The sequence below is a fragment of the Citricoccus muralis genome (assembly GCF_003386075.1).
Lineage (GTDB): Bacteria > Actinomycetota > Actinomycetes > Actinomycetales > Micrococcaceae > Citricoccus > Citricoccus muralis.
In genome coordinates this window covers 293,127-317,124 of sequence record NZ_QREH01000001.1, presented here as the reverse complement: position 1 = coordinate 317,124, position 23,998 = coordinate 293,127, and the positions used below count along the sequence as shown (strand labels likewise).

General features: G+C 68.3%; 25 protein-coding genes. 13 read left to right on the top strand and 12 right to left on the bottom strand.

The features are described from left to right. Position 1: 1 nt before the first annotated feature. The 8 genes from C8E99_RS01320 to C8E99_RS01285 form a co-directional block, all read right to left on the bottom strand. A complete protein-coding gene (locus tag C8E99_RS01320; RefSeq protein WP_115930761.1) occupies positions 2–2,053 on the bottom strand; it encodes a CocE/NonD family hydrolase in 2,052 nt (683 codons plus the stop codon). Continuing rightward, the gene (locus C8E99_RS01315) at positions 2,050–3,378 is read right to left on the bottom strand and encodes an ATP-grasp domain-containing protein (RefSeq protein WP_115930760.1); all 1,329 of its coding nucleotides are present in this window, start codon (positions 3,376–3,378) and stop codon (positions 2,050–2,052) included. The genes C8E99_RS01320 and C8E99_RS01315 overlap by 4 nt, the downstream gene beginning before the upstream one ends. A 104-nt stretch (positions 3,379–3,482) precedes the next feature. After that, positions 3,483–4,430 (bottom strand): phosphotransferase, encoded by a 948-nt coding sequence (locus C8E99_RS01310; RefSeq protein WP_115930759.1) that lies wholly within the window; start codon positions 4,428–4,430, stop codon positions 3,483–3,485. Between the two features lie 122 nt (positions 4,431–4,552). Further along, complete coding sequence (gatB, locus tag C8E99_RS01305) at positions 4,553–6,067, bottom strand: Asp-tRNA(Asn)/Glu-tRNA(Gln) amidotransferase subunit GatB (protein ID WP_115930758.1); 1,515 nt, start codon at positions 6,065–6,067, stop codon at positions 4,553–4,555. Beyond that, the gene (gene gatA, locus C8E99_RS01300; protein WP_425452903.1) at positions 6,067–7,626 is read right to left on the bottom strand and encodes an Asp-tRNA(Asn)/Glu-tRNA(Gln) amidotransferase subunit GatA; all 1,560 of its coding nucleotides are present in this window, start codon (positions 7,624–7,626) and stop codon (positions 6,067–6,069) included. The genes gatB and gatA overlap by 1 nt, the downstream gene beginning before the upstream one ends. 62 nt (positions 7,627–7,688) lie before the next feature. Beyond that, on the bottom strand, positions 7,689–7,985 hold the full coding sequence (gene gatC / locus C8E99_RS01295) for an Asp-tRNA(Asn)/Glu-tRNA(Gln) amidotransferase subunit GatC (protein WP_115930757.1): 297 nt from the start codon (positions 7,983–7,985) through the stop codon (positions 7,689–7,691). 111 nt (positions 7,986–8,096) lie between these two features. Further along, positions 8,097–8,783, bottom strand: coding sequence for a GNAT family N-acetyltransferase (locus C8E99_RS01290; RefSeq protein ID WP_245952018.1), 687 nt, complete (start codon positions 8,781–8,783; stop codon positions 8,097–8,099). Continuing rightward, positions 8,764–9,093 (bottom strand): ribosomal maturation YjgA family protein, encoded by a 330-nt coding sequence (locus tag C8E99_RS01285; protein WP_281269075.1) that lies wholly within the window; start codon positions 9,091–9,093, stop codon positions 8,764–8,766. The genes C8E99_RS01290 and C8E99_RS01285 overlap by 20 nt, the downstream gene beginning before the upstream one ends. A gap of 200 nt (positions 9,094–9,293) precedes the next feature. Between C8E99_RS01285 and bla the strand changes: the two genes are divergently transcribed. Together bla and C8E99_RS01275 are read left to right on the top strand one after the other, a co-directional pair. Beyond that, entirely contained in the window at positions 9,294–10,181 is an 888-nt protein-coding gene (gene bla, locus C8E99_RS01280) for a class A beta-lactamase (protein WP_115930755.1), read from the top strand. Between the two features lie 22 nt (positions 10,182–10,203). Next, positions 10,204–11,100: a dihydrodipicolinate synthase family protein gene (locus C8E99_RS01275; RefSeq protein WP_115933119.1), complete on the top strand. Its 897-nt coding sequence runs from the start codon at positions 10,204–10,206 to the stop codon at positions 11,098–11,100. A gap of 12 nt (positions 11,101–11,112) precedes the next feature. On the opposite strand, the gene C8E99_RS01270 is transcribed toward C8E99_RS01275, so the two are convergent. Continuing rightward, positions 11,113–11,763, bottom strand: coding sequence for an isochorismatase family protein (locus tag C8E99_RS01270; RefSeq protein ID WP_115930754.1), 651 nt, complete (start codon positions 11,761–11,763; stop codon positions 11,113–11,115). Between the two features lie 128 nt (positions 11,764–11,891). Between C8E99_RS01270 and C8E99_RS01265 the strand changes: the two genes are divergently transcribed. The 7 genes from C8E99_RS01265 to C8E99_RS01235 all read left to right on the top strand — a co-directional run bounded on the left by C8E99_RS01265 (position 11,892) and on the right by C8E99_RS01235 (position 17,516). Beyond that, positions 11,892–12,836: a GlxA family transcriptional regulator gene (locus tag C8E99_RS01265; protein ID WP_115930753.1), complete on the top strand. Its 945-nt coding sequence runs from the start codon at positions 11,892–11,894 to the stop codon at positions 12,834–12,836. 225 nt (positions 12,837–13,061) lie between these two features. Beyond that, positions 13,062–14,507, top strand: a complete 1,446-nt coding sequence (locus C8E99_RS01260) for an MBL fold metallo-hydrolase (protein WP_115930752.1) — start codon at positions 13,062–13,064, stop codon at positions 14,505–14,507. Beyond that, on the top strand, positions 14,504–15,118 hold the full coding sequence (locus C8E99_RS01255) for a rhodanese-like domain-containing protein (RefSeq protein WP_115930751.1): 615 nt from the start codon (positions 14,504–14,506) through the stop codon (positions 15,116–15,118). Before C8E99_RS01260 ends, C8E99_RS01255 begins: the two co-directional genes overlap by 4 nt. Before the next feature lie 43 nt (positions 15,119–15,161). Next, complete coding sequence (locus C8E99_RS01250) at positions 15,162–16,025, top strand: sulfite exporter TauE/SafE family protein (RefSeq protein ID WP_115930750.1); 864 nt, start codon at positions 15,162–15,164, stop codon at positions 16,023–16,025. A gap of 51 nt (positions 16,026–16,076) precedes the next feature. Beyond that, the gene (locus C8E99_RS01245; protein ID WP_115930749.1) at positions 16,077–16,355 is read left to right on the top strand and encodes a metal-sensitive transcriptional regulator; all 279 of its coding nucleotides are present in this window, start codon (positions 16,077–16,079) and stop codon (positions 16,353–16,355) included. Between the two features lie 106 nt (positions 16,356–16,461). Next, entirely contained in the window at positions 16,462–16,833 is a 372-nt protein-coding gene (trxA, locus tag C8E99_RS01240) for a thioredoxin (RefSeq protein WP_115930748.1), read from the top strand. Positions 16,834–16,892: 59 nt separating this feature from the next. Beyond that, positions 16,893–17,516 (top strand): SAM-dependent methyltransferase, encoded by a 624-nt coding sequence (locus tag C8E99_RS01235; RefSeq protein WP_115930747.1) that lies wholly within the window; start codon positions 16,893–16,895, stop codon positions 17,514–17,516. A 124-nt stretch (positions 17,517–17,640) separates the two neighbouring features. Here the strand turns inward: C8E99_RS01235 and C8E99_RS01230 are convergent, their stop codons facing one another. The 3 genes from C8E99_RS01230 to C8E99_RS01220 form a co-directional block, all read right to left on the bottom strand. Continuing rightward, positions 17,641–19,167, bottom strand: coding sequence for a SulP family inorganic anion transporter (locus C8E99_RS01230; protein WP_115930746.1), 1,527 nt, complete (start codon positions 19,165–19,167; stop codon positions 17,641–17,643). Positions 19,168–19,374: 207 nt separating this feature from the next. Continuing rightward, positions 19,375–19,743 (bottom strand): MerR family transcriptional regulator, encoded by a 369-nt coding sequence (locus C8E99_RS01225; protein ID WP_425452830.1) that lies wholly within the window; start codon positions 19,741–19,743, stop codon positions 19,375–19,377. Positions 19,744–19,897: 154 nt separating this feature from the next. Further along, positions 19,898–20,284 (bottom strand): ArsR/SmtB family transcription factor, encoded by a 387-nt coding sequence (locus tag C8E99_RS01220; RefSeq protein ID WP_425452829.1) that lies wholly within the window; start codon positions 20,282–20,284, stop codon positions 19,898–19,900. A gap of 80 nt (positions 20,285–20,364) precedes the next feature. Here C8E99_RS01220 and arsB point away from each other — a divergent pair, with 80 nt between their 5' ends. Genes arsB through C8E99_RS01200 form a run of 4 tightly spaced genes read left to right on the top strand, consistent with a single transcriptional unit; the run spans position 20,365 to position 23,977 of the window. Next, on the top strand, positions 20,365–21,483 hold the full coding sequence (arsB, locus tag C8E99_RS01215; RefSeq protein WP_115930743.1) for an ACR3 family arsenite efflux transporter: 1,119 nt from the start codon (positions 20,365–20,367) through the stop codon (positions 21,481–21,483). Positions 21,484–21,513: 30 nt separating this feature from the next. After that, on the top strand, positions 21,514–21,969 hold the full coding sequence (locus tag C8E99_RS01210; RefSeq protein WP_115930742.1) for an arsenate-mycothiol transferase ArsC: 456 nt from the start codon (positions 21,514–21,516) through the stop codon (positions 21,967–21,969). A 41-nt stretch (positions 21,970–22,010) separates the two neighbouring features. Continuing rightward, positions 22,011–22,478, top strand: coding sequence for an arsenate reductase ArsC (locus C8E99_RS01205; protein ID WP_115930741.1), 468 nt, complete (start codon positions 22,011–22,013; stop codon positions 22,476–22,478). A gap of 11 nt (positions 22,479–22,489) precedes the next feature. Next, a complete protein-coding gene (locus C8E99_RS01200) occupies positions 22,490–23,977 on the top strand; it encodes an FAD-dependent oxidoreductase (protein WP_115930740.1) in 1,488 nt (495 codons plus the stop codon). Positions 23,978–23,998 lie beyond the last annotated feature (21 nt).

The window sequence follows — 23,998 nt, the reverse complement described above, 5'->3', positions numbered from 1 at the left end:
ACTACACGAGGTCCCGCGGGATGCGGCGGTGCCAGCTCTGCGAGTAGACGCGAGGATCACCGCGCTGGGCGTCCAGTTCGTAGGCGTCGAGTTCGGCATCGATGATGAACTCGGTGGGTGTGGAGGTCAGCACCGTACTGGTGGTGACCTCGGCACCCCAGTCCTCACGCTGCACGCGCCGGACGGTGCGAGTCTCGCCCCGCACCGAGTTCACGTCGTTCCAGCGGAAGCTGTACCACTCCTCGGTCCCGCGCCGGATGTGGCTCCCGGTGTCCTCGATGCGGAAGGCCCCCTGGTCATTGGCGATCTCCAGGGAGGAGACGTTCGTTGCCAGGTCACGGGTGACCCGCCAGTGATGCCGGCCCGGCTCGGTCTGGGTGATCTCCAACGGGGCGGCGGCCTCCGGATCCCCGAACTCGCGCAGCCGGGAGTCCTCCGGCCGGCGGGCACGCTGCGGGACGGTGAGGCTGCTGACCCCGGTGGTCAGGGAGACCGTGGCGGCCTCAGGGGACGGCCAGGCCAGGGGCCAGTAGGACGTCGAGATGGACAGCCGGAGGCGGTGCCCGGCCGGGAAGGTCTGGGCGATGCCATTCAACGGCACGGTGACCCGGTACTTCTTCCCCGGCTCCAGCGGGCTCGGGTCCTCACTGCCGTCCCTGTGGGTGAGGTTGAGCAATCCGTAGGTCACCCGAGTGGCCTCGCCATCCAGGTTCACGTCGGACAGCCGCACGGCCAACATGGCCACCGGCTGGTCCGCGGAGACCTCCAGGTGGCACTCCGGCAGGCCGAAGATCTCCAGGTCCTCGGTGAGCGGACGCGATTCGAAGAAGATGGCTCCGCCGTCCTCCTCCCGCTGGTCGAAGGGCAGGTCCGGCACGGCCGCGTAGGAAGCCCACTTGCCGGCGAACATGCCCACGCTCAGGGGTGACTTCATCGAGATCTCGGCGTCGGACTCGCCGTGCGGATCGGCGTCCGAATCGGCCTCTTCCAGGTGGTGGCCGCGCAGGGTGAACTCGCGGTCCTCGATCCCCGGGGCGGGCCACTGGTCCTCAGCGACCCAGCGGCCGGGCCGGTCCTCGTAGGAGGCGGCGGGCGAGACGCTGTCCTGCATCCACACCCGGAGCATGGGCTCGTCCATCACGCCGGTGTCCCGGTCCTTGAGCCAGTGGTCCCACCACCGCACGGCCTCCTGCAGGAAGCCGATGGCCGGGCCCGGCACGCCGAGATGCGGATACTTGTGGCCCCAGGGGCCGATGAGTCCCTTGCGTGGGACGTCCAGGTTCTCCATCAGGCGGAACACGGCGTTGGTGTAGCCGTCCGCCCAGCCGCCGACCGCCATCACCGGGCACTGCACCTGGCTGTAGTCCTCGCAGACCGAGGCAGTCTTCCAGTATTCATCGCGCCGCTGGTGCTCGAGCCAGGTCTCCAGCCACAGCCCACTGCCGGCCAACCGCTCGTGCCACATGTCCCGCCACCGTTCGCCCACGATCTGCGGATCGGGCGGAAGGCTGTTGAAGGCGAACATCACGGTGGCCTCGGAGAGATTGTCACCCAGCAGGCAACCGCCCATGTAGTGCATGTTGTCCACGTAGATGTCATCCGTGGCCGAGGCGCTGATGATGGCCTTGAGGGCCGGGGGCTGACGGGCCGCCAGTTGCAGGCTGTTGAATCCGCCCCAGGAGATGCCCATCATGCCGACCTTCCCGTCACACCACGGCTGCTCGGCCAGCCAGGCGATGACGTCCTCGGCGTCCTCGTGCTCCTGGGCGCGGTACTCGTCCACCATGACGCCGTCCGAGTCCCCGCTGCCGCGCAGGTCCACCCGGGCGCACACGTAGCCGTGTCCGGCCATGTACGGGTGGTTCAGTTCGTCCCGGGCGCGGCTGCTATCCCGTTTCCGGTACGGGATGTACTCCAGGATGGCGGGCACGGGCTTCTGCTCGGCGTCTACCGGCATCCAGATCCGGGCGGCCAGTCGGGCCCCGTCCCGCATGGGGATGAACACGTTCTCGATGACCCGCGTCTCATGCGGGAACTCGGTGATGGTCTTCATCGTCCTCCCTCTTCGTCCTCGTCGTCGTCAACGTCAGGCCCTGCACTGGCGTACTCGAACGGCAGCTCCTGGACGATCCGCGCATGGAATCGGCCGAGCTCTTCGTGGCTGGATGCGCCGAGGTAGAACTTTCCGACGATGAACCGGTAGCTGTCCTGGCCGGCCAGCTCGGAGAGCCGGTCGCCTTCGTGCGCCATCAGCGTGAGGACCGTGCCAGGATGACGTTCCGCCAGCGCCTTCTTGTCCTCGTCGTCGGGCACCCGGGTCACCACTGCGTCCTCGTCATGGAAGACCATGCACTGGGCGGCCACGGCGTACTCGCCCTGCCGGTGGGGCATCCGTGGTTCGCGGCCCAGGGCGATGTCGATCGCGACCTCATGGTTCGAGGCACCGTCCACCTTGGCGAACAGGTCGCTGTGGGACTGCGAGATGCGGGTGTTGACCTCGATGATCCACAGCTGGTCCGCCTCCTCGTCCCACATGAACTCCGAATTGAAGCACCCGTTGTCGAAGCCGACGTGCTTCATGTACCGCTCGGTGGCATCGATCATCCGCTGCTGCACGTCCTCCGGCACGCTGCTGGCCGGGTAGTCCAGCCGGTCGAAGCTGGTGCCGTCGGCATCCTTGTGCATGTCCAGCACCCCGTGGATGCGGACGGTACCCCGGAACACCGTGCCCTCGGGTGCGGCCTGGGTGCCCTGCACGAACTGTTCGGCCAGGCACGTGTTGCCGCCCCACTGCTGCAGCTCCGGCGGCAGTTCCACCATGGACAGGGCCGCATCGAAGGCATCACCGATCTCCTCTATGTGCTCGCGGATCTCGGCCAGGGCCTCGTGGAAACTAGCCTCGTCCTCGATCTTGAAGCCGAGGTTCGAGGAGTGGGCCTTGACCGGCTTGACCCAGAACGGGAAGTCCAGGTCGATCGTGTCCAGCGCGTGGTCATCGAACGGGTCGAAGGCGGCGAAGCCGGGCACGCACTCCGGGATGCTGGCCCGCTGTTCCAGGCGGCTCCAGTACTTGTGCTCGCATTTGAGCACGCTCTCCAGGGATGGCGCCGGCAGTCCACGCTCTGCGGCCAGGATCGGTGTCATCACGCTGACCGGGAAATCCCAGTGGGCGATGATCGCATCCACCGTCCCGTCGAAGGCGTCCAGCTGGCTCCGGGCGGCGGCCAGCAGCTCCTCGAAATCGATCTCCGCGGTCTCCACCAGCCGCTCGTAGTCCAGCACGTTGTGGAAGGCGTAGTTCTCAGCCCCCGAGACGGTCTCCAGCTCGTGCCGCTGGACCTCGGTCAAGCCCAGGACGTGGATGTTCTTCTGTTCCATCACGCGCAACCTCTCGTCGGGAAACGGCTCTGCTCGAGCCTGCGGCCACCGTAGGCACGGCCGTGGGTCGAACACAACGTGGGACCGGACGGGCGCGTCGAGCCTCAGGCCAACAGGTCCCGCCCCAACGGGCGCAACGCCTCCCCCGGGGACTGGGCCGCGAAGATGAGCGCGTAGTTCACCGCCCAGCCCCGCGCCCTGGCCCACAGGGCAGGGTCCGGAACCCGGCCGGCGTCGTAGGCGGTCACGAAGGTGTCCCGGCCGGCTGGTGAGAAATGCAACAGGGCCGAGCCCAGGTCCGAGGCCGGATCCCCGGCACACAGGTCACCGAAATCCACGAGCACCGGAGAGCTGTGCATGGGCCCCAGCCCGGGCCCGACGCCGGCCAGCACCGTGTTGTTCGGGTGCGGATCCCCGTGGAGCCAGACCCGGGGACCGGAGTACGGCGCCGCGTCCACCGCCCGCCTCCAGACCTCGGCGAGCTGGTCTCGGCGTTCCCGGCTGAGATCGCCGGCTAGGGAATCCCACCGACGGGTGAATCGGTCCTCGATGTCGGCCAGGCCTACCCCGCGGAAGGCGCTGGCCGGGGCGTCGGCGGGTGCTGGCTGGTGCAGTCCACGCAGGGTGGCGGCCAGGCTGGGGGCGTAGGCATCCCGGACCTCGAGGGGCACTTGGACCGCCGGTGTCCCCTGCACCCAGGGCACTACCGCCCAGCGGAACGGGTAGCCGGCGCGGGGCACTCCGGTGCGGGCTGGCGTCGGGATGGCCGGAGTAGCGTAGTGGGCTGGGCGTGCGGTGCCGGACGGCCGGTCGGCCAGCTGGGACGCCAGCCGCGGCAGCCAGGCGACCTCCCGGTCGAGCAGCGTCTCGGCCTGGGCATGCCGGGGCAGGCGGAGGGCGAGGCGGTCCCCGACCCGGACCATGGTGTTGTCCCAACCGCGGACGGGCTCCCCCAGCGGCATGTGGGCGAGGTCGGGGTGCTGCTCGCTCAGCAGGGCACGGACCAGCGCCGGGTCGATGATCGGCTCGCCGTCACGCAACTCCCACGGCATGCTGCCCCTCTCTGGGAACCTGGTCTCTGGGCAACGAGCAGTCAAGAACGCCCCATCATTTCCCGGATTCGGGACAATTATGGGGCGTTCTTGACCTGCAGATGCAGAGGTTGACGGGTGGGCTACTCGCTGACGCCCAACTGCTCCATCACGATCTCGCGGACACGGGCTGCGTCGGCCTGGCCGCGGGTGGCCTTCATGACCGGGCCGATCAGGGCGCCGATCGCCTGCAGCTTGCCGGCCTTGATCTTGTCCACCACGCCCGGGTTCTCGGCGATGGCGGCCTCCACGGCGGCGTTCAGCGCACCGTCATCCGAGACCACGGCCAGTGAGCGGGCCTCGACGATGGCGCGCGGGGCGCCCTCGCCGTCGGCGACGAAACCGAGGACCTGCTTGGCGAGCTTGTCATTGATGGTCTTCTCGGCGATCAGCGCCTCGACTTCGACTACGTCCGCCGGGGTGACCCCGAGCTCCGCGATGTCCTTATCGGCGAGGTTGGCCAAACGGGCGATCTCCCCCATCCACCATTTGCGGGCCGCGGAGGCACTGGCGCCAGCCCCGATGGTCGCAGCGATCTCATCCAGCACGCCGGCGTTGACGACGTCCCGGAACTCCTCGTCCGAGTAGCCCCAGTCCGCCTTCAGGCGCTTACGGCGCTCGGCCGGCGGCTCCGGCAGCTCGGCGCGCAGGCGCTCGATCCACTCCGTGTTCGTGTGGATCGGCACGAGGTCCGGCTCCGGGAAGTAGCGGTAGTCATCCGCATCCGACTTGGGACGGCCGGAGGTGGTGGTGCGGGTGCCCTCCTGCCAGTGGCGGGTCTCCTGCGTGATGGATCCGCCGGCGGACAGCACGGCGGCCTGGCGCTGGATCTCGAACGTCACCGCATGGGCCACGGCCCGGGTGGAGTTGACGTTCTTCGTCTCGGTGCGGGTGCCGAACACGGTGGAACCCTTCGGCATCAGGGACACGTTGGCGTCGCAGCGGACGTTGCCGCGCTCCATCCGGGCGTCGGAGATGCCGAGGTTCTTGACGATGTCCCGGATCTGGGTGACATAGGCCTTGGCCAGCTCGGCGGCACGCTCACCGGCACCGGTGATCGGCTTGGTGACGATCTCCACCAGCGGCACGCCAGCGCGGTTGTAGTCCACCAGCGAGGAGGCGGCGTCCTGGATGCGGCCGGAGGGCCCACCCTGGTGGGTCAGCTTGCCGGCATCCTCCTCCATGTGGGCGCGCTCGATCTCCACTCGGAAGACCGTGCCGTCCTCGAGCTCGACGTCCAGCCAGCCGTCGTGGGCGATCGGGTCATCGTACTGGGAGGTCTGGAAGTTCTTCGGGGTGTCCGGGTAGAAGTAGTTCTTCCGGGCGAAGCCGCAGACTTCCGCGATCTGGCAGTTCAGCGCCAGGCCGAGCTTGATGGAGTACTCCACCGCGGTCCCGTTGACCACGGGCAGCACACCCGGCAGGCCGAGGTCCACCGGGGTCACGTTGGTGTTGGGCTCGTCCCCGAAGCCGTTGGGCGCAGAGGAGAACATCTTGGTCCTGGTGTTGAGCTCCACGTGGACCTCGAAGCCGAGCACGGGCTCGTACTGGGCCATGGCCTCCTCGAACGTGAGCACCTCGTCAGTGACGGCGGCCATCAGTTCTCTCCTCCTGCAGTTGCGGTAGCGGGGGCGTTCCCGACGCCGGCCGGTGCGGCCTCACTCACGGCGGCCAAATCCGGGGCCTGGGCCCAGAACGGGGTGCCCCAGGCCTCCTCGAGGCGGGACTCGAGTGCGGCGGCGGCGCGGTACATGGTGGCGTCACCGCGGGCGGGGGCCAGGAACTGGATGCCCACGGGCAGGCCCTCGGACAGCCCTGCCGGCACCGAGATACCGGGGATGCCGGCCAGATTGGCGGGGATGGTGGCGATGTCGTTGTTGTACATCGCCACCGGGTCATCCAGCTTCTCCCCGAGCGGGAAGGCGGTGACCGGCGAGGTCGGCGAGATCAGCACGTCCACCTGCTCGAACGCGGCGGCGAAGTCGCGCTGGATCAGGGTGCGGACCTTCTGCGCCGAGCCGTAATAGGCGTCGTAGTAGCCCGCAGAGAGGGCGTAGGTACCCAGGATGATGCGGCGCTTGACCTCGTCACCGAAACCGGCCGCACGGGTGGCACCCATGACCTGCTCGATGGTGCCGCCTCCCTCCGGGACCACGCGGTTGCCGAACCGGACGCCATCGAACTTGGCGAGGTTGGAGGAGACCTCCGAGGGCATGATCAGGTAGTAAGCCCCCAGGGCGTAGCCGAGGTGCGGGCAGGAGACCTCGGAGACCTCTGCCCCGGCGTCCTTGAGCACCTGCACCGACTCCTGGAAGCGGGCCAGCACGCCTTCCTGGAACCCTTCGCCCTCGAGCTCGGCGATGATGCCGATGCGCAGGCCGGCGAGTTCGCCGTTGCGGGCGGCCTCGAGCAGTCCGTCCATGGGCTCGGGCAGGGAGGTGGAGTCCTTGGGGTCGTGACCACTGATGAGCTCCTGCAGGGCGGCGGCGTCGGAGACGGTACGGGTCACCGGGCCCACCTGGTCCAGGGAGGAGGCCATGGCGATGACGCCGTAGCGGGACACCGCGCCGTAGGTGGGCTTCGCGCCCACGGTGCCGGTGACGGCGCCGGGCTGGCGGATCGAGCCGCCGGTGTCCGTGCCCAGGGCCAGGGGGGCCATGTAGGCGGCCACCGCAGCGGCGGAGCCACCCCCGGAGCCGCCGGGGGTCCGGTCCAGATCCCAGGGGTTGCGGGTGTCACCGAACGCGGAGTGCTCGGTGGAGGAACCCATGGCGAACTCGTCCAGGTTGGTCTTGCCGAGGATCGGCAACTTGGCCGCGCGGATCTTCTCCACCACGGTGGCGTCATAGGGGCTCATCCAGCCCTCTAGCATCTTCGAGGCCGCGGTGGTCGGCTGGCCGATGGTGACGATGAGGTCCTTCACCGCGATGGGGACGCCGGCCAGCGGATGCAGGTCCTGCGCCGCGGTGCCGCCGGCAGCGCGGATGGCGTCCACCTCGGCGGCCACGGCGAGCGCCTCCTCGGTGTTGACGTGCAGGAAGGCGTGCACGCCGGTGCCCTGGCCATCAGCCGGGCCGTCCACCGCGGCGATGCGGTCCAGGTGGGCCTGGGTGAGCTGCACCGAGGTGATCTCGCCGGCGCGCAGCCGCTCGGCCATCTGCAGGGCGGTCAGCTTGATGAGTTCGTTCGCGGACAGTTCAGTCAGGTCAGTCACGCCGGTCACTCCCCGTCCAGAATCGCGGGGACCTTGAACTGGCCGTCCTCGGCGTCCGGTGCCATGGCGAGGGCCTGTTCCTGGGTCAGCATGCCCGAGGGCATGTCCTCGCGGAACACGTTGCGCAGCGGGATCGGGTGGGACGTGCGCGGCACGTCCTGGCCGGCGACTTCGCTGACCGAGGCGATGGCATCCATGATGAAGGCGAGCTCGCCGGACATCTTGTCCAGTTCGTTCTCGTCCATCCGGATGTGGGCCAGTCGCGCCAGGTGGGCGACGTCCTCACGGGTGATGGCGGACATGAATCTCCTGTGGTTTCCACATGTGTTGGTCTGACGTGTCTGATGTACCTGAGACCGGTTCGGTCACCCAGTCTAGTGCGGAGTACCGCCGCGCTGGGTTCAGCGGTGGGTTCAGACCGGGCGCCGGTAGACCCAGTACAGGGGGTCCTCGCCCGACGTCGGCGCCTGGCCGATGTCCGAGAGGCGCCAGTCCCGCTCGGGAACTCGAACGAATCCCTCCGATTCGTAGAGCCGGTGCGCCCCGGTCATGGTCTCCATGGTGGTCAGCACGACGGCGGCGATCCCCTCCAGCTGTTCGGCCCGGTCGATCGCGGCGCGGACCAGGGCCCGGGCCACCCCGCGGCGCTGCACGCGCGGGTCCACGGCGAGCATCCGGAACTCCAGTTCGCCCTCGCGTGCGGTCTCGGACATCGGCATCTCCGGCAGTGTCAGGACCACCGACCCGGCGATGACGGTGCCCGCCGCGCCGGGGGTGGTCAGGCCGGCGTCGGGCGCTGTCCGTTCTGTCGGGGTGCCGGCCAGCGCAGCCGCCTCCACCTCTCCGACGAGGACGCGAGCCTGGCGGGCCCGGGTGGCCACGTCCTGGAGGTTCGCGATGTATTCGTCCTCGGGGTCGATATGACCGCCATCGATGTAGGAGGTCACCGTGAGGTGCGCGATCGCCTCATGGTCCTCCGCCCGGGCGTCACGCACCGTGACGCCCGGCACGCGTGAGGCCAGCTGCGGCCACCCGGCGGCGCGGATGGCCGGGTGCAGGTCTTCGGTGGGGTCGGCGTTCTCAGGGCGTTCGTGCGGCACGGCTGAATCCTACGCCGAGCAGACGGTCAGTGGCGTAGGCGAGGGCTACCCCGCCGGCATAGGCCACCAGGTCCGCGAACCCGAACGTGGTGCCCAGGACCAGCCGGAGGGGCGGCCACAGCGCTCCGAGGTCCGCCGAGAGACCGGTGAGCTGGAGCAGCTCAACCGCCAGGCACCCGGCCAGTGCCAGTCCGGCCACGAGGACCCGGGGCCGGGCCGGCAGCACCAAGGCGATCAGCAGGTAGATCAGCACGGCATACAGGGCGTCTCCCGCCGGCCCCGTCCAGGCTGCCGTGCTGAGGGTGCGGATACCCAGCCCGAGGACGATGGTGAGAGGGACGGCGGCGCCGAGGAGCAGGCGCCTGGTGCGGGTGGGGACGGCCCGGGTCGGCTCTGAGATGGCGGTCCCCTTCCGGGAGGTGGTTCGGGCTCCCGTTGAGTGTAGGCAGCTTGAGGGCAGACAGCGCGCCGGTCATCGCGGTTGCGCAGAGTCGTGATAGGTCTGAACCGATGCGCAGATCATTCATTCTTCCGATCCTTCTGGCCCCGCTGCTCCTCACGGGGTGCAGCCCTGTTGCGGAGGCCGAGCCCGCAGCCTCCAGTGCTCCGTCCACGGACCGGGCCCTGACCGATCTGGAGGAACGCTTCTCCGGCCGGGTGGGTGTCTACGCCGTGGACACCGGGACGGGTGAGGAGGTCCAGTACCGCGCGGACGAGCGTTTCGGTTATGCCTCGACGCACAAGGTGTTCTCGGCCGCCGCCGTCCTCGCTCAGAGCGAGCCGGCGGACCTGGACCAGCGGATCCACTACTCCGCCGAGGACCTGGTGGCGAACTCGCCGATCGCCGAACAGCACGTGGAGACGGGAATGACCCTGGGCCAGATCATCGGGGCCGCGATCAGTCACAGCGACAACACCGCCGGCAACCTGCTCTTCGATGCGCTCGGCGGTCCAGAGGGCCTGCAGGACGCTGTGGTCCGCACCGGGGACGAGACCACCTCCGTGGACCGGGAGGAGCCGGAGCTGAACGAGTGGGCCCCCGGGGAGACCCGGGATACCACGACGCCGCGCCAGGCCGCGGAGAACCTGCGCGGGTACACCCTGGGTGACACCCTCGAACCGTGGGCGCGGGACGAGCTGCTGGCGGCCATGCGAGCCTCGGAGAACAGCGAGGGACTGATCCGGGCCGCTGTGCCGCAGGACGCTTCCTGGACGGTGGGAAACAAGAGCGGGGCCGGGCTGGGCCACGGCACCCGCAATGACCTCGCCGTCATCGAGCGGGCGGAGGGGGCGCCCCTGGTGGTGGCCGTCTACACCAACCTCGATGACCCGGAAGGGCAGTTCCAGGACGACTTCGTGGCCGAGGCCGCCACCGTGGCCGTTGAGGAGCTGACCTGAGATGCCGAACAGGAACCCGACGATGTTCACCGGCCTGAGTGCTTTTCCCCTCACTCCCCTCCGCCACGACGAACTGGATGAGCCCGCCTTCATCGGGCTGGTCGAGCGCCTGGTGGCCGCCGGAGTCGACTCCATCACCGCCCTCGGCTCCACGGGATCGTACGCGTACCTGGACCGGGACGAACGCGCCCGGGTGGCCCGCTCCGCCGTCGCGCATGCCGGGGACGTGCCCGTCTTCGTGGGCATCGGCGCCACGCGGACCTCGCAGGTCCTGGCCCATGCCGAGGCGGCGCAGGAGGCCGGCGCCGCGGCACTGCTGCTGGCGCCGGTGAGCTACCAGCCGCTGACCGAGGATGACGTCTTCGAGTTGTTCCGGACGGTGACGAGTCATTCGTCCGTGCCGGTGATCGCCTACGACAATCCGGGCACCACGCGCTTCACCTTCACCACGGAGTTATACGCGCGAATCGCCGCGCTGGAGGGGATCGCATCCATCAAGATCCCGGGCGTACCCTCAGATCCGGAGGCCGCCCGGGCCCACGTCCAGCAGATCCGCGCCGCCCTTCCGCCTGGGGTGACCATCGGTGTCTCCGGGGATGCCCACGCGGCAGAGGGCCTGCTCGCCGGCTGCGACGCCTGGTACTCGGTCATCGCCGGGACCCTGCCCGAGGCGGCTTTGAGGATCGTCCGGACCGTCCGCCAGGGCTCACCGGATCAGGCACGGGCGGAGTCCCAGCGTCTTGCTCCGCTCTGGGAGCTCTTCGCCCGGCACGGCGGGAGCATCCGGGTGATGGCCGCTGTGGCAGAGGAGCTGGGACTGGCGCAGGAGTCCAGCCTGCCGCTGCCCCTGCTGGGCCTGACGGAGGACCAGCGAGCCGAGGTGGCCCGGGTGATCAGGGGGCTCGACGTGGAGCAGTAGAAGCCGCAGTTGTCAGGCGTTGGCGGGCGCCTGCGTCTCTCGGCCCTGAACAGCCGACGAACCGAGATCACTCTTCGGCAGGACTGCGCCTCCTGCCACGGCGGTAGCCCAGTCTTGCGTGGTGGCCACGGCCGCGAAGTTCGAGTGCAGCAGGACCATCAGGGTCTCGTGCACTTGCTGCGCACTGACACTGCCAGCCTCATTGGCCAGATGGACGGCACCCGTGGCATCCGAGAGGACCTCGACGGCCAGCCCCAACGGCTCGCTGTCAGCCGCCGTGCCCACCACGCAGTTGTTCGTCATGTAACCCACGAGGGTGATGGTGTCGACCTCCTGCTCGCGGATCCACTCGGTCAGGCCGGTGCCGGCGAACACACTGGCGTGGGACTTGGTCACCCACGTCGCGTCCGGACCGACCGCGTCCTCCACAGCGGGGTGCACCTTCCACCCCTCGGACCCGGCAGCGAACACCGGCGCACCCGCGGGGTACTCGTGCTGCACCACGGCCACGGGCATCCCGGTCTGGTCGGCCGTTTCCAGGGTGGAAAGGATGTTCGCGAGGGAGTCCTCACGGGACGGGTACTGGATGGCCAAGGGCCCCTCCGCATCGAAGTAGTCGTTCTGCACGTCGATGAGGATCAGGGCGCGGCGGGGTGTGGTCATGGTCTTGCCTCCAAGGTGTGTTGCGGCCTGTGGCGGCCGGCTGGTCGGTTGCGTCTCAGTCTCCGTCACCTCCACCGAGTATCGTGAGTGGCACATCAGCACCCTTTCGATGGGATTCGGCCAATACCATGAACATCGTTGTCTACGCCTTTTCCGGGATTACCCTCTTCCACCTCGCGGCCCCCCTACTGGTCTTCGGCGAGGTCCGGCGTCAAGGCCTGGCCACGGACTGGCGAACCACTGTCTTCAGCGACGACGGCGCACCGATCCGTAGCGCCGAAGGCGTGCTCTTGGACGACCTGGCCGGAGCCGAGGCCGTCGCGACGGCCGACCTCTTGGTACTGCCCTCCTGGCCGGCCGACCTCCCACCAGTAGGTGATTCCCTCGCCACCCTGGTGCGAGAGGCACACGATCGCGGCGCCGCCGTCGCCGGCCTCTGCCTGGGCGCCTTCCCCGTAGCCGCCAGCGGAGTACTGGGCGAACGCGAGATCGTGACCCACTGGTCCAGCAGCGACGACCTCGCCGTCGCCTACCCGGCCCTGCCCGTCCAGAACGCCGCGTTGTATATCGACCACGGGGATGTCCTGACCTCCGCTGGGACGGCATCTGCCTTGGATGCCTGCCTGCACATTGTGCGCACGCGGCTGGGCTCAGCCGCTGCGGCCAACGTCGCCCGGCACCTCGTCATCGCCCCTCACCGGGAAGGCGACCAGGCCCAGTACATCGATCGGCCGCTGCCCGAGCACGAGGGCGCCGGCCCGGTGGCAGAAGCCATGGACTGGGCCCTGGCACATCTGGACGAGCAGCTTGACGTGGCGGGAATGGCTGAACGCGCCCACATGAGCACGCGCAATTTCGCCCGCCGGTTCCGGGAGACCACCGGGACCAGTCCCGCCAAATGGATTCTGAACCGCCGGCTGGATGATGCTCGGCGTCTCCTGGAGACCACGGGGTGGAGCATCGATCGAATCGCCACCTCGTGCGGGTTCGGCAGCACGGTCACCTTCCGCCAGAATTTCACTGCGGCCTTCGCCACCACCCCGACCTCCTACCGGCGCAGATTCACGGGCTGAGGCTCCGGAGGGCGACACGCTCACCAGCGACGGCTCTACCCCCAGCGCGCACAACGCCAGGAACGATGTGACTCCCTGACGGAGCTCCGCGGCCGGCCATCGACTGATGGGACCCCTTGCTCCGGCCCTGTCAGCAATTTCTCAAATACCCCCTGGGGTATCTGATACATTGGGGGCACCCCACTCCACCGGACCCGACTTCCATTTCGACCTGCAGGAGGATCCATGCTTCTCGAACGCATCTATGACGAGGACCTGGCCCAGGCCAGCTACCTCATCGGCTGTCAGGCCACTGGCGAGGCCCTCGTCGTCGACCCCCGCCGCGACGTCCAGCAGTACCTGGACCTGGCTGCCCACCACGGGATGCGGATCACCGTGGTTGCCGAGACCCACATCCACGCCGATTTCCTCTCCGGCACCCGCGAGCTGGCCGCCGCCACCGGGGCCACCTCCTATGTCTCGGGCGAGGGCGGCGACGACTGGACCTACGGCTTCGAGGCCGAGCGACTGCACGAGGGTGACACCATCACCCTGGGAAACATCACCCTCACAGCCCGCCACACCCCCGGCCACACCCCTGAGCACCTGTCCTACCTGATCACCGACGGGGCCTTCACCGACGAACCCGGCTACTTCCTCACCGGGGACTTCGTGTTCTCCGGTGACGTGGGCCGCCCAGACCTGCTGGACGAGGCCGCAGGGTTCCAGGACACCCGATTCGCCGGGGCGAAGCAGCTGTTCGCCTCCCTCAGGAACGTCTTCCTGACCCTGCCTGACCACGTGCAGATCCACCCCGGGCACGGAGCCGGTTCGGCCTGCGGCAAGGCCCTCGGCGCGCTGCCCTCCACCACCGTCGGCTATGAGCGCCGGTTCGCCTGGTGGGCCACATATCTGGCCAACGATGACGAGCAGGGCTTCGTCGACGAGCTGCTCTCCGGACAGCCCGACGCTCACGCCTATTTCGCCCGCATGAAACGCCAGAACAGGCAGGGTCCAGCCCTGCTCGGAGAACGCCCGGCCCCTCGTGCCGTCAGCACGGACGCGCTGGCCCGGGGTCTGTCCGAGGGCACCTTGGCTCTGGTGGACACCCGTCCGGTGGACCAGGTCCACGCCGGAACCGTTCCCGGGGCCCTGGCTATCCCGTCACTGGGCAAGGCCGCCACCCACATCGGCTGGGCCTTCGATCCGGACACCGATGACGCCGACCTCGTCGTGCTGGCCCAGGACGCGCAGACCGCTGCGGCGTACGCCGACCACTTCGTCCGCGTTGGCGTGGATGCCCTCATCGGCTACACCCCGACCCTGCAAGGCCTGCCCACCTTGGTTCCGCCGACGATCGCCCCGAGCGAGCTGGGCGCATTCCTGGCCCAGAACGACGCCGCCGTGCTGCTGGACGTGCGCAACCGCACCGAGCACGCCGACGGCCACGTCCCCGGATCCGCCCAGCTCAACGCCGGCAAAGTGCTCTTCCACCAAGATCAGCTGCCCGCGAAGGACGCCGGGCCGCTGGTGACCTACTGCCAGTCCGGGCTCCGCAATGCAGTGGCCGCCGCCACCCTGCGCCGGACCGGTTATGACGTCATCGAGCTCGAGGGCAGCTACGCCGGCTGGTCCGCGTGGGCAGCCCAGCAGGACACCCCCCAGAACGAGATCACAGGAGCCGCCCGATGACCGCCACCGCCACCGCCACGACAGAAGCCAAGCACCGCTCAGTCACCCCGGACGAGCTGCGCCGCCGGCTCGCCGCAGAAGAGGCACCGATGATCCTGGACGTGCGTACCCCTGGCGAGTTCGACTCCGTGCACATCCGCGGCTCCCACAATGTGCCGCTGGACCTACTCACCACGCACACCGGCCACCTGGCCGATCGATTGGCCGGACACATCGTGCTGGTCTGCCAGTCCGGTGCCCGCGCCGCCCAAGCCCACCAGAAGCTGGACGCGACCGGCTTCGCCACCGCCGAGGTGCTCGACGGCGGCATCACCGCCTACCAGGCCGCCGGCGGGGACGTGGTGCGCCAGGGCAACCGGTGGGCGATGGACCGCCAGGTCCGCATGGCGGCGGGCTCCCTGGTCCTGGCCGGCACGCTGGCAGGACAGCTGGTGCACCGCCGCCTGGGCCTGCTGGCCGGAGCCATCGGCGCCGGCCTGGCCTACTCGGCCCTAAGCGACTCGTGCGCCATGGCCGCGGCGCTTTCGCGCATGCCGTGGAATCGCGTTGAGGCCGACCCGTCCCTGACCTCATTCTTCGACCAGGTCCCCACCGCCCTGCAGGACCGCTGAGACCAACCGTCCCGATGCGACCGATTACCCTGAGGAGCCCGACATGGACCTGCAGCTGATCTTCACGGTTGCCTTGACCATCGCCGTTGGGCTGTCTCTCGGGCTGCTCGGAGGAGGCGGGTCCATTCTGATGGTCCCGATCCTCACCTACGCGGCAGGAATGGAACCCCGGGAGGCCATCACCTCCTCGCTGGTGATCGTCGGGGTGACCTCGGCGGTCGGTGCCCTCAACCACGCCCGGCATCAGCGGGTCCGTTGGAGTACCGGCCTGGTCGTGGGGGCCGCCGGAATGGCCGGGGCCTTTGCCGGTGGGCTCCTCGGAAGGTTCCTCCCCGGCCAGGTCCTCATGGTGGCCTTCGCGCTGACCATGCTCGCGGCGGCCGGGGCCATGCTGCGCCGCCGCCGGACGGCGACATCGCCCCACACCGGCGATCTGCCCCTCGTCAAGGCCGTCCTCGCGGGCCTGGCGGTCGGCCTGGTGACCGGCCTGCTCGGTGCCGGGGGCGGGTTCCTGCTGGTCCCGGCGCTGGCGCTGCTCGGCGGACTGCCGATGTCCGTGGCAGTGGGCACCTCCCTGCTCGTGATCGCCTTGAACTCCGCCGCCGGCCTCGCCGGACACCTGACCACCACGGCACTGGACTGGCCGCTGGTGCTGGTCCTGACCGCCGTCGCCGTGGCCGGGTCCTTCGCGGGGGCCACACTGCAGCACCGGCTCTCGGAAGCGCGATTGCGCCGCTGGTTCGGGTACCTCGTCCTCGCCATGGGCGTTCTCGTCCTGGTCCAGGAGCTGCCCGCCGTGGCCGCTACCGTGGTGGGGTTCGCAGCGGCACTGGCGCTGGCCGCCGTCGTGTTGTGCCGGATACCGTCCATCCCCTGCCCCGGGGCGCTGCGCCGGACGGCCCCCTGACCGCCACCACCGGCACGCTCCCACCACAGCACCCACGAAAGTGAGCACCTCATGAACACCGCCGACCCCCAGACCCAACGCAAGATCCTCAACCGCCTCAAGCGAGCCCGCGGCCAACTGGACGCGGTGATCAACGCCGTCGAGTCCGGCGGCTCCTGCCGGGACGTGGTCACCCAGCTGTCCGCGGTCTCCACCGCCCTGGACCGCGCCGGGTTCGCCATTATCTCCAGTGCCATGAAGTACTGCATCGACGACCCCGAGGCCGCCGAGCAGGACGAGGACGGCCTGAGCGTGGAGGAACTGGAGAAGCTCTTCCTCTCCCTGTCCTGAACTGGCCTGAGCTGGCGTGAGCTGGCCTGAGCTGGCCTCTCAGCCGACTCCCGCATGACCGCCTGAGGCACACATCCAACCTGACACACGACACCAAGGAGAAACCATGGCCACCCTCGACATCACCGAACAGGACTTTAAGCCCACCATCGACGGCAACGACATCGTGCTGGTGGACTTCTGGGCCTCTTGGTGCGGGCCCTGCCGCAACTTCGCCCCCACCTATGAGGCCGCCTCGGAGCAGCACGGGGACGTGGTGTTCGCCAAGGTGGACACCGAGGCCGAACAGTCGCTGGCGGCTGCGGCCAGTATCAGTTCCATCCCCACCCTGATGGCCTTCCGCGAAGGCGTTCTCGTCTACTCCCAGCCCGGTGCGCTGCCGGCGGCCGGGCTCGAGCAGGTCATCATCGCGGTGAAGGATCTGGACATGACCGAGGCCCACGCCGAGGTCGCCCGACAGGGCGCCCAGCAGTCTTGACTCCCCCGCTGAATACCTCAGCCGATGGTGTCCCCGATGCCCATGGTGAGAATGACCGTATGAGCAACCAGGAGATGTGGGAATCACGCTATCGGAACCGGGACCAACACACGCCTGAGGGCGTGGCGCCCCATCCAGTGGTCGTGGGACAGGCCGAGGCGGTCATCGCCCGGGCGGTGTCCTCAGGCGGCTCGGCAGGGAATCTGCGAGCCGCTGACCTCGGCTCCGGCGCCGGACGGCATGCGTTGGCCCTGGCCGGACTTGGAATGCACGTCACCGCCGTGGATTTCGCTTCCTCAGCTCACGATCTGGTCCAGCAGATGGCCAGGGAGCGTGGTGTCGCCGACAAGGTCACACCGGTTGCGGCCGATGTCTCTTCCTGGAAGCCTGGTGAGGCCACAGGATTCGACGTCATCGTGGCCGCCTATCTCCATGTCGGCCTGGCCCTGTTGACCGACAGCGCGCATTGGCTGGCACCGGGAGGTCGGCTGGTGTGGATCGGACATGCCCCGGACAGTCCGCACGGTCCACCTGCGGAGGTCGTCCGGGACAGTCTTGCTGACCATCGCCGCCAGCTGGAGCAATTGCATGCTTCGCAGTGGCGAGTACTGCGCCTGGACGAGCACGAGCTCAATCCTGAATTCCTTGACGTCATCGCCGTCGTCGAACGGTCAGCGTCCTGAACCACTCCCCCCGACAGTCAAGCAGCATCGCGCGTGTGGTGACAGCGCGAGCCAGGCCGCACAGACTGTCCGCCAGGTGCGGGATCACCTCCTGGCGGTTCGAACCCAGAGCCACCCGAGGACGTCAGCGCCCGGTGCCGAGTCGGCCGGACATCCGGGCGCGCATCGCTCGACTGGCGACGTTCAGCCCCGTGATCTCCACATCCTTGCCGTAATGGCGGTACTTCTCCTCGACGGAGTCCAGGGCGGCGATGGTCGAGGCATCCCACAGGTGTGAGCCGGAGAAGTCGATGATGACGTCCTGGGGATCCTCCGCGTAACTGAACTGGGTGTACAGGTCATTGGAGGACGCCCAGAACAGCTCTCCGTTGACCGTGTACCGAGCCACGGACTCGTCTCCCTCACCGGCGAGGGTGCGGGTGACGGTGGCGAAATGAGCGACCCGGCGGGCGAAGAGGACCATGGCGGTCAGCACTCCGAGGCCGACGCCGACGGCTAGGTTGTGGGTGCTCACTGTGGCAATCACGGTGACGAGCATGACGGCGGTCTCAGACTTCGGCATCATCTTGAGGGTCGAGGGGCGGATGGAGTGCCAGTCGAAGGTGGCGATGGACACGAAGATCATCACGGCGACGAGGGCGGCCATCGGGACCAGCGCGACCACCTCGCCCAGGGATACTGCCAGCACCAACACGAGGACCCCAGCCAGGAAGGTCGAGATCCGGGTGCGCGCCCCGGAGGCCTTGACGTTGATCATGGTCTGACCGACCATTGCGCAGCCGCCCATCCCGCCGAAGAAGCCGCTGATGATGTTCGCGGCCCCCTGTCCCCAAGACTCACGGACCTTGGACGAGCGGGTGTCGGTGATGTCATCGACCAGCTTGGCGGTCATCAAGGACTCCAGCAGCCCCACGAGAGCCATGCCCATAGCGTAGGGGGCGATGATCTGGAAGGTCTCCACGGTCAGCGGCACCTCGGGGATGAACAGGGTGGGCAGGGCCTCCGGCAGCTCCCCCTTGTCCCCGACGGTGGGAACGTTCAACGCGAGGACCACTGCGATGGCCGTGACCACGATGATGGACACCAGAGGTGCCGGCACCACGGTGGTGATCCGCGGCAGGAGGTAGATGATGGCGAGTCCGAGGGCGGTCAGGGGGTAGACCAGCCAGGGCACCCCGATGAGGTCCGGCAGTTGGGACGTGAAGATCAGGATGGCCAAGGCGTTGACGAAGCCGATCATGACCGAGCGGGGAATGAAGCGCATCAGCTTGCCCACGCCCAGTACGCCCAGGATCACCTGGAAGACACCAGCGAGGATGACGGCGGCAATCATGTAGTCCAGCCCGTGGGAGGCCACCAGTGGCGCTATCACCAGGGCGGTAGCGGCCGTGGCCGCCGAGATCATCGCCGGGCGCCCACCCAGGAAGGCGATGGACACCGCCATGGTGGCCGCCGCGAACAACCCCACCTCGGGATCCACTCCGGCGATCAGGGAGAACGCAATGGCCTCGGGGATCAGGGCCAGGGCCACGATCAGCCCCGCCAGCACCTCGGTCTTGAGCCTGCGGGGCGACTTCAGGGTCCGCAGCACCGATTGGCGCTGCTCGGGGGTGATGTCCGCTGGCGGGGCGGAGTGAATCGTGGTGGACACGCGGGTCTCCCATCAAATCGGGAACGAGAAGGACACCGGCCCGGGAATCTGCCACCTCCACGCGCAGGATGGAGGCGCTCAAGGAATCAGCGGGAAGGGATACCCGGAACACTACCCTAACGTCAGGGTAGGGTGAGGCGCAGAGCCCTGGACGGTTCGCACCAGGAAAGGCAAGGGGCACCACATACCGACTCCGGCGCCCTGCCGTCAGCCCGGCAAGCGCTCCTGCAATTCGCGAATCAGCTCGTCGGCCTGGCGCAGCTTGCGAGCCAGCTTCTCCCGGCCGAGCTGGGCACGCTCCAAGTACTCCTCGGCCCCCGCCGACGATGCCTCCTCCTCCAAGAGAGTGAGGATCTCAGCCGTCTCCTCCAGACTGAAGCCCAGTGGGGTGATGCGCCGGACGTGATTCAGCCGCTCGACATCGCGGGCGGTATAGAGACGAAACCCGCCCTGGCTCCGGCCAGACGGCGGGACGAGCCCCACTTGGTCATAGTGCCGGATCGTGCGCAGCGACAGTTGGGTGCGCTCAGCGACCTCGCCGATCTGCATCGTGTCCGTATCCTGCTCGTGCTCCACCACTCCGCCTTCCCACAATATCGACCACCGCACCAGACTGGGCAAGATCATTGACAGGATTGCCCACCGAGTCGACCCGGTAACTCTACCGGCGCATCCCAGCAGTGACGCATGGAGAAACCGCGCCCAATCCGTCCTGAGGACGCCGGGTCGGTCAGCCGATCTCGAGCAGGCCACGCAGGGCGGCGAACGCTTCCGGCACCACCGTGTAGTGCGCCCACTTGCCGCGTTGCTCCCGGGCGAGCAGGCCGGTGTCGACCAGCTTCTTCATGTGGTGACTGACGGTGGACTGGCTGATGCCCAGATCCTCGGTGAGGTCACAGGCACAGACCGCCTCGCACCCTTGCGCGGCCACGTGGGACAACAGGCGCAGGCGCATGGGGTCAGCCAGAGCCTTGAACATGCCCGCTGAGCGCTGCGCCTCATCGGCACCAATCGGACCAACACCGAGGGAGCAGCACTCGGATGCACCGGAGGCTGCGCTATGGAGTTCAATGGTGGCGGTGGCGTCCATGGCGGTCGGGGTAGCTGTCGGAACCATCACGCCATCTTACATTGACGCTCATCGATATGACCAGTAGTGTTCCCATCGATGGTTATCGATACGAGAGATGGGCCTGCATGAGCACCACCACCGCCCCCGCACCGCACCAGCCGGTCATGAAGGAGATGTCCTTCCTCGACCGTTGGCTGCCGGCCTGGATCTTGTTGGCCATGGTCGTCGGACTGGCCCTGGGCCGCTTCATCCCTGGACTGAACACCGCCCTGGAAGCGGTGAAGATCGGCGAGGTGTCCCTGCCGATCGCCATCGGCCTGCTCGTGATGATGTACCCGGTGCTGGCCAAGGTCCGCTATGACGAGACCCACCGCGTCGCCGGGGACAAGCGGCTCATGATCACCTCCTTGGCATTGAACTGGATCGTCGGCCCGGCCCTGATGTTCGCCCTGGCCTGGATGCTCCTGCCGGACCTGCCCGAGTACCGCACCGGCCTGATCATCGTCGGCCTGGCGCGCTGCATCGCGATGGTCTTCATCTGGAACGACCTGGCCTGCGGGGACCGGGAGGCCGCCGCGGTACTGGTGGCCATCAACTCCGTCTTCCAGGTCTTCGCCTTCGGTGCCCTGGGCTGGTTCTACCTCCAGGTGCTCCCGTCCTGGCTGGGGTTGCCGACCACGTCGGCCGACTTCTCCGTCTGGTCGATCGTGCTCAGCGTCCTGGTATTCCTGGGCATTCCTCTGGTGGCCGGGTTCCTCACCCGTCACTTCGGCGAGAAGGCCAAGGGCCGGGACTGGTACGAGAACCGCTTCCTGCCCCGCATCGGCCCCTGGGCCCTCTACGGACTGTTGTTCACCATCGTGCTGCTGTTCGCCCTGCAGGGTGAGGCCATCACCACCAACCCGTGGGATGTCGCCCGGATCGCCCTGCCCCTGCTGGCCTACTTCGTGCTCATGTTCGGTATCAGCCTCATCGCTTCCAAGGCCGTCGGGCTGAACTACGCCAAGTCCACCACCGTTGCCTTCACCGCCGCCGGCAACAACTTCGAGCTCGCCATCGCCGTGGCCATCGGCACCTTCGGCGTCACCTCCGGCCAAGCCCTGGCCGGCGTCGTAGGACCCCTGATCGAGGTGCCGGTGCTCGTCGGTCTCATCTACGTCTGCCTCTGGGCCGGCCGCAAGCTCTTCCCTGGCGACCCCACCGTCCCCGCTCGCGCTGAGACCGACTCCGCGACCCAAGCCTGAACCGTCACCCCCGACAGGAGACCCGTAGAGATGACCACCGAGCCACGATCCTCATCCCGTCCGTCTGTGCTGTTCGTCTGTGCCAAGAACGGCGGCAAGTCCCAGATGGCCGCGGCGTTGATGGAGCACCAGGCCGCTGGCGCCGTTGAGGTCCATTCCGCGGGGACCAAGCCGGGAGAGAACATCAACGCGCTTTCGGCCGAGGTCATCGCCGAAGCCGGGGCAGACATGTCCGCCGGGCGCCCCAAGCCCATTGATCCGGACCTGCTAGCCCGCGTGGACCGGGTGGTCGTCCTCGGCGGAGAGGCCAAAGTCGAGCCGGTCGAAGGAATGGCCGGCACCATCGAGACCTGGCACACCGACGAGCCCTCTGCCCGTGGCATCGAGGGAGCCGAGCGGATGCGCCTGGTTCGCGACGACATCGACGCACGGGTCAAGGCACTGCTGGCCGAGCTCACCGACACCACCGACACCACTGCCTCCTGATACACCGACGCCCGCACTCGCCGACAGATATGGATCGCCCGATGACCGCAGAGACCACCACTGAAACCACCGAGGAAGCCACAGGTCGACCGTCGGTGCTGTTCGTCTGTGTGCATAACGCCGGCCGCTCCCAGATGGCCGCTGCCTACCTGTCCCACCTGGCCGAGGGCCGGATCGAGGTCCGCTCCGCGGGCTCGGCACCGGCCGATTCGGTCAATCCGGCGGCTGTGGAGGCGATGGCCGAGGAAGGCATCGACATCAGCGCGAACCAGCCCAAGGTGCTCTCCGAGCAGGCCGTGAAGGACTCGGACGTGGTCATCACCATGGGGTGCGGAGACGCCTGTCCGTTCTTCCCCGGCAAGCGCTATGAGGACTGGAAGCTCGAAGACCCGGCCGGTCAGGGCATCGAGGGCGTGCGCCCCATCCGCGACGACATCAAGGCTCGAATCCAGCAGCTCATCACGGAGTTGGTGCCCGGCCCCTCCGACCCGTCCACACCGAACAATTGAGGAACACCCCCATGATTGAGGCCGTTTCCAACACCACGCCTCCACCTACCCGGGCGCAGGACCTGCCCGTCGTGGTCATCGGAGCCGGACCCGTCGGGCTGGCCACCGCCGCGCACCTGCTCGAACGGGGCCTGACCCCACGGATCCTCGAGGCAGGGCCTGGCGCTGGCGCCTCCATCCGCGCCTGGGGTCACACCCGCCTGTTCTCACCCTGGCAATACAACATCGATTCCGCCGCCAAACGTCTTTTGGAGCCCTCAGGCTGGACCGAACCCGAGGCCCAGGCTCTGCCCACCGGCACCGAACTGGTCGAGCAATACCTGGAGCCTTTGGCCACCACCACGGTCATGGCCGAACACCTGTGCACCGGCACCCGGGTCATCGCCGTGACCCGGGCCGGGATGGACAAGACCCGCACCGCCGGCCGGGCCGAAGCCCCGTTCCTGGTCCGGACCCGACACACCGACGGCACCATGGAGGATATCCAGGCCTCCTCGGTGATCGACGCCTCCGGCACCTGGACCCGGCCCAACCCCCTGGGCCAGTCCGGACTGCCCGCCCCTGGCGAGGCCGAGGCGATCGCGGCCGGGCGCATCACTGCCGCGTTGCCGGACGTCACCGGTCGGGATCGGGCCCGGTTCGCCGGTAGGCATGCGCTGGTTGTCGGTGCCGGTCACTCGGCCGCCAACACCCTGCTCGAGCTTGGATCCCTGGCCGAGGACGAGCCGGATACCCGGATCTCGTGGGCCGTGCGCTCGGCCGACGTCTCCAGCGTCTACGGCGGCGAAGACCGCGACGAGCTGGCCGCCCGCGGCGCGCTGGGCACCCGGCTGCGCCGCCTGGTGGATTCCGGGATCATCGAGGTCCACACCTCTTTCACCATCACCAGCTTCACTGCCACAGTGCATGGACTCTCCGTACATGCCTCTACTCCGACCGGCGAGCAGACCTTGGCCGTGGATCTGGTGGTCCCGGCCACCGGGTTCCGCCCGGACCTCGGCATCCTGTCCGAACTCCGCCTGGAGTTGGACCCGGCCGTGGATGCACCCCGCCAGCTCGGCCCGCTGATCGATCCGGAGTTCCACTCCTGCGGTTCCGTGGCCCCGCACGGGGAGCGGATGCTCGCCCACCCCGAGCCGGGTTTCTACATCGCGGGCATGAAGAGCTACGGGCGGGCCCCGACCTTCCTGATGGCCACCGGCTACGAACAAGTCCGTTCCATCGCCGCCTCCCTGGCCGGGGACCAAGCCGCCGCCGACGCCGTGCGGCTGGACCTGCCCGAGACCGGGGTCTGCTCCACCGACCTGGGCGGATCCTGCGACCTGCCCGCCGCCGGGCCGGCCGACCATGCCGACAACTCCGACAACTCGGACATTTCCGACAAGGGTTGTTGCGCCCCATCCGACAAGCCGGAACCGGCCGATGCCTGCTGCGCCGCGCCCCAACCAATCACCCTTGGTACTACACCGAGCACTGCCCGAGTGTCCGCCTGCTGTTGAGTGCCACCCTCGCCACCTGAA

Coding starts and splice junctions, on each gene's coding strand:
- C8E99_RS01320 (WP_115930761.1), bottom strand. CDS start 2,053: ATGAAGACCATCACCGAGTTCCCGCATGAGACGCGGGTCATCGAGAAC.
- C8E99_RS01315 (WP_115930760.1), bottom strand. CDS start 3,378: ATGGAACAGAAGAACATCCACGTCCTGGGCTTGACCGAGGTCCAGCGG.
- C8E99_RS01310 (WP_115930759.1), bottom strand. CDS start 4,430: ATGCCGTGGGAGTTGCGTGACGGCGAGCCGATCATCGACCCGGCGCTG.
- gatB (WP_115930758.1), bottom strand. CDS start 6,067: ATGGCCGCCGTCACTGACGAGGTGCTCACGTTCGAGGAGGCCATGGCC.
- gatA (WP_425452903.1), bottom strand. CDS start 7,626: ATGGCCGAGCGGCTGCGCGCCGGCGAGATCACCTCGGTGCAGCTCACC.
- gatC (WP_115930757.1), bottom strand. CDS start 7,985: ATGTCCGCCATCACCCGTGAGGACGTCGCCCACCTGGCGCGACTGGCC.
- bla (WP_115930755.1), top strand. CDS start 9,294: ATGCGCAGATCATTCATTCTTCCGATCCTTCTGGCCCCGCTGCTCCTC.
- C8E99_RS01275 (WP_115933119.1), top strand. CDS start 10,204: ATGTTCACCGGCCTGAGTGCTTTTCCCCTCACTCCCCTCCGCCACGAC.
- C8E99_RS01270 (WP_115930754.1), bottom strand. CDS start 11,763: ATGACCACACCCCGCCGCGCCCTGATCCTCATCGACGTGCAGAACGAC.
- C8E99_RS01265 (WP_115930753.1), top strand. CDS start 11,892: ATGAACATCGTTGTCTACGCCTTTTCCGGGATTACCCTCTTCCACCTC.
- C8E99_RS01260 (WP_115930752.1), top strand. CDS start 13,062: ATGCTTCTCGAACGCATCTATGACGAGGACCTGGCCCAGGCCAGCTAC.
- C8E99_RS01255 (WP_115930751.1), top strand. CDS start 14,504: ATGACCGCCACCGCCACCGCCACGACAGAAGCCAAGCACCGCTCAGTC.
- C8E99_RS01250 (WP_115930750.1), top strand. CDS start 15,162: ATGGACCTGCAGCTGATCTTCACGGTTGCCTTGACCATCGCCGTTGGG.
- C8E99_RS01245 (WP_115930749.1), top strand. CDS start 16,077: ATGAACACCGCCGACCCCCAGACCCAACGCAAGATCCTCAACCGCCTC.
- trxA (WP_115930748.1), top strand. CDS start 16,462: ATGGCCACCCTCGACATCACCGAACAGGACTTTAAGCCCACCATCGAC.
- C8E99_RS01235 (WP_115930747.1), top strand. CDS start 16,893: ATGAGCAACCAGGAGATGTGGGAATCACGCTATCGGAACCGGGACCAA.
- C8E99_RS01220 (WP_425452829.1), bottom strand. CDS start 20,284: ATGGTTCCGACAGCTACCCCGACCGCCATGGACGCCACCGCCACCATT.
- arsB (WP_115930743.1), top strand. CDS start 20,365: ATGAGCACCACCACCGCCCCCGCACCGCACCAGCCGGTCATGAAGGAG.
- C8E99_RS01210 (WP_115930742.1), top strand. CDS start 21,514: ATGACCACCGAGCCACGATCCTCATCCCGTCCGTCTGTGCTGTTCGTC.
- C8E99_RS01205 (WP_115930741.1), top strand. CDS start 22,011: ATGACCGCAGAGACCACCACTGAAACCACCGAGGAAGCCACAGGTCGA.
- C8E99_RS01200 (WP_115930740.1), top strand. CDS start 22,490: ATGATTGAGGCCGTTTCCAACACCACGCCTCCACCTACCCGGGCGCAG.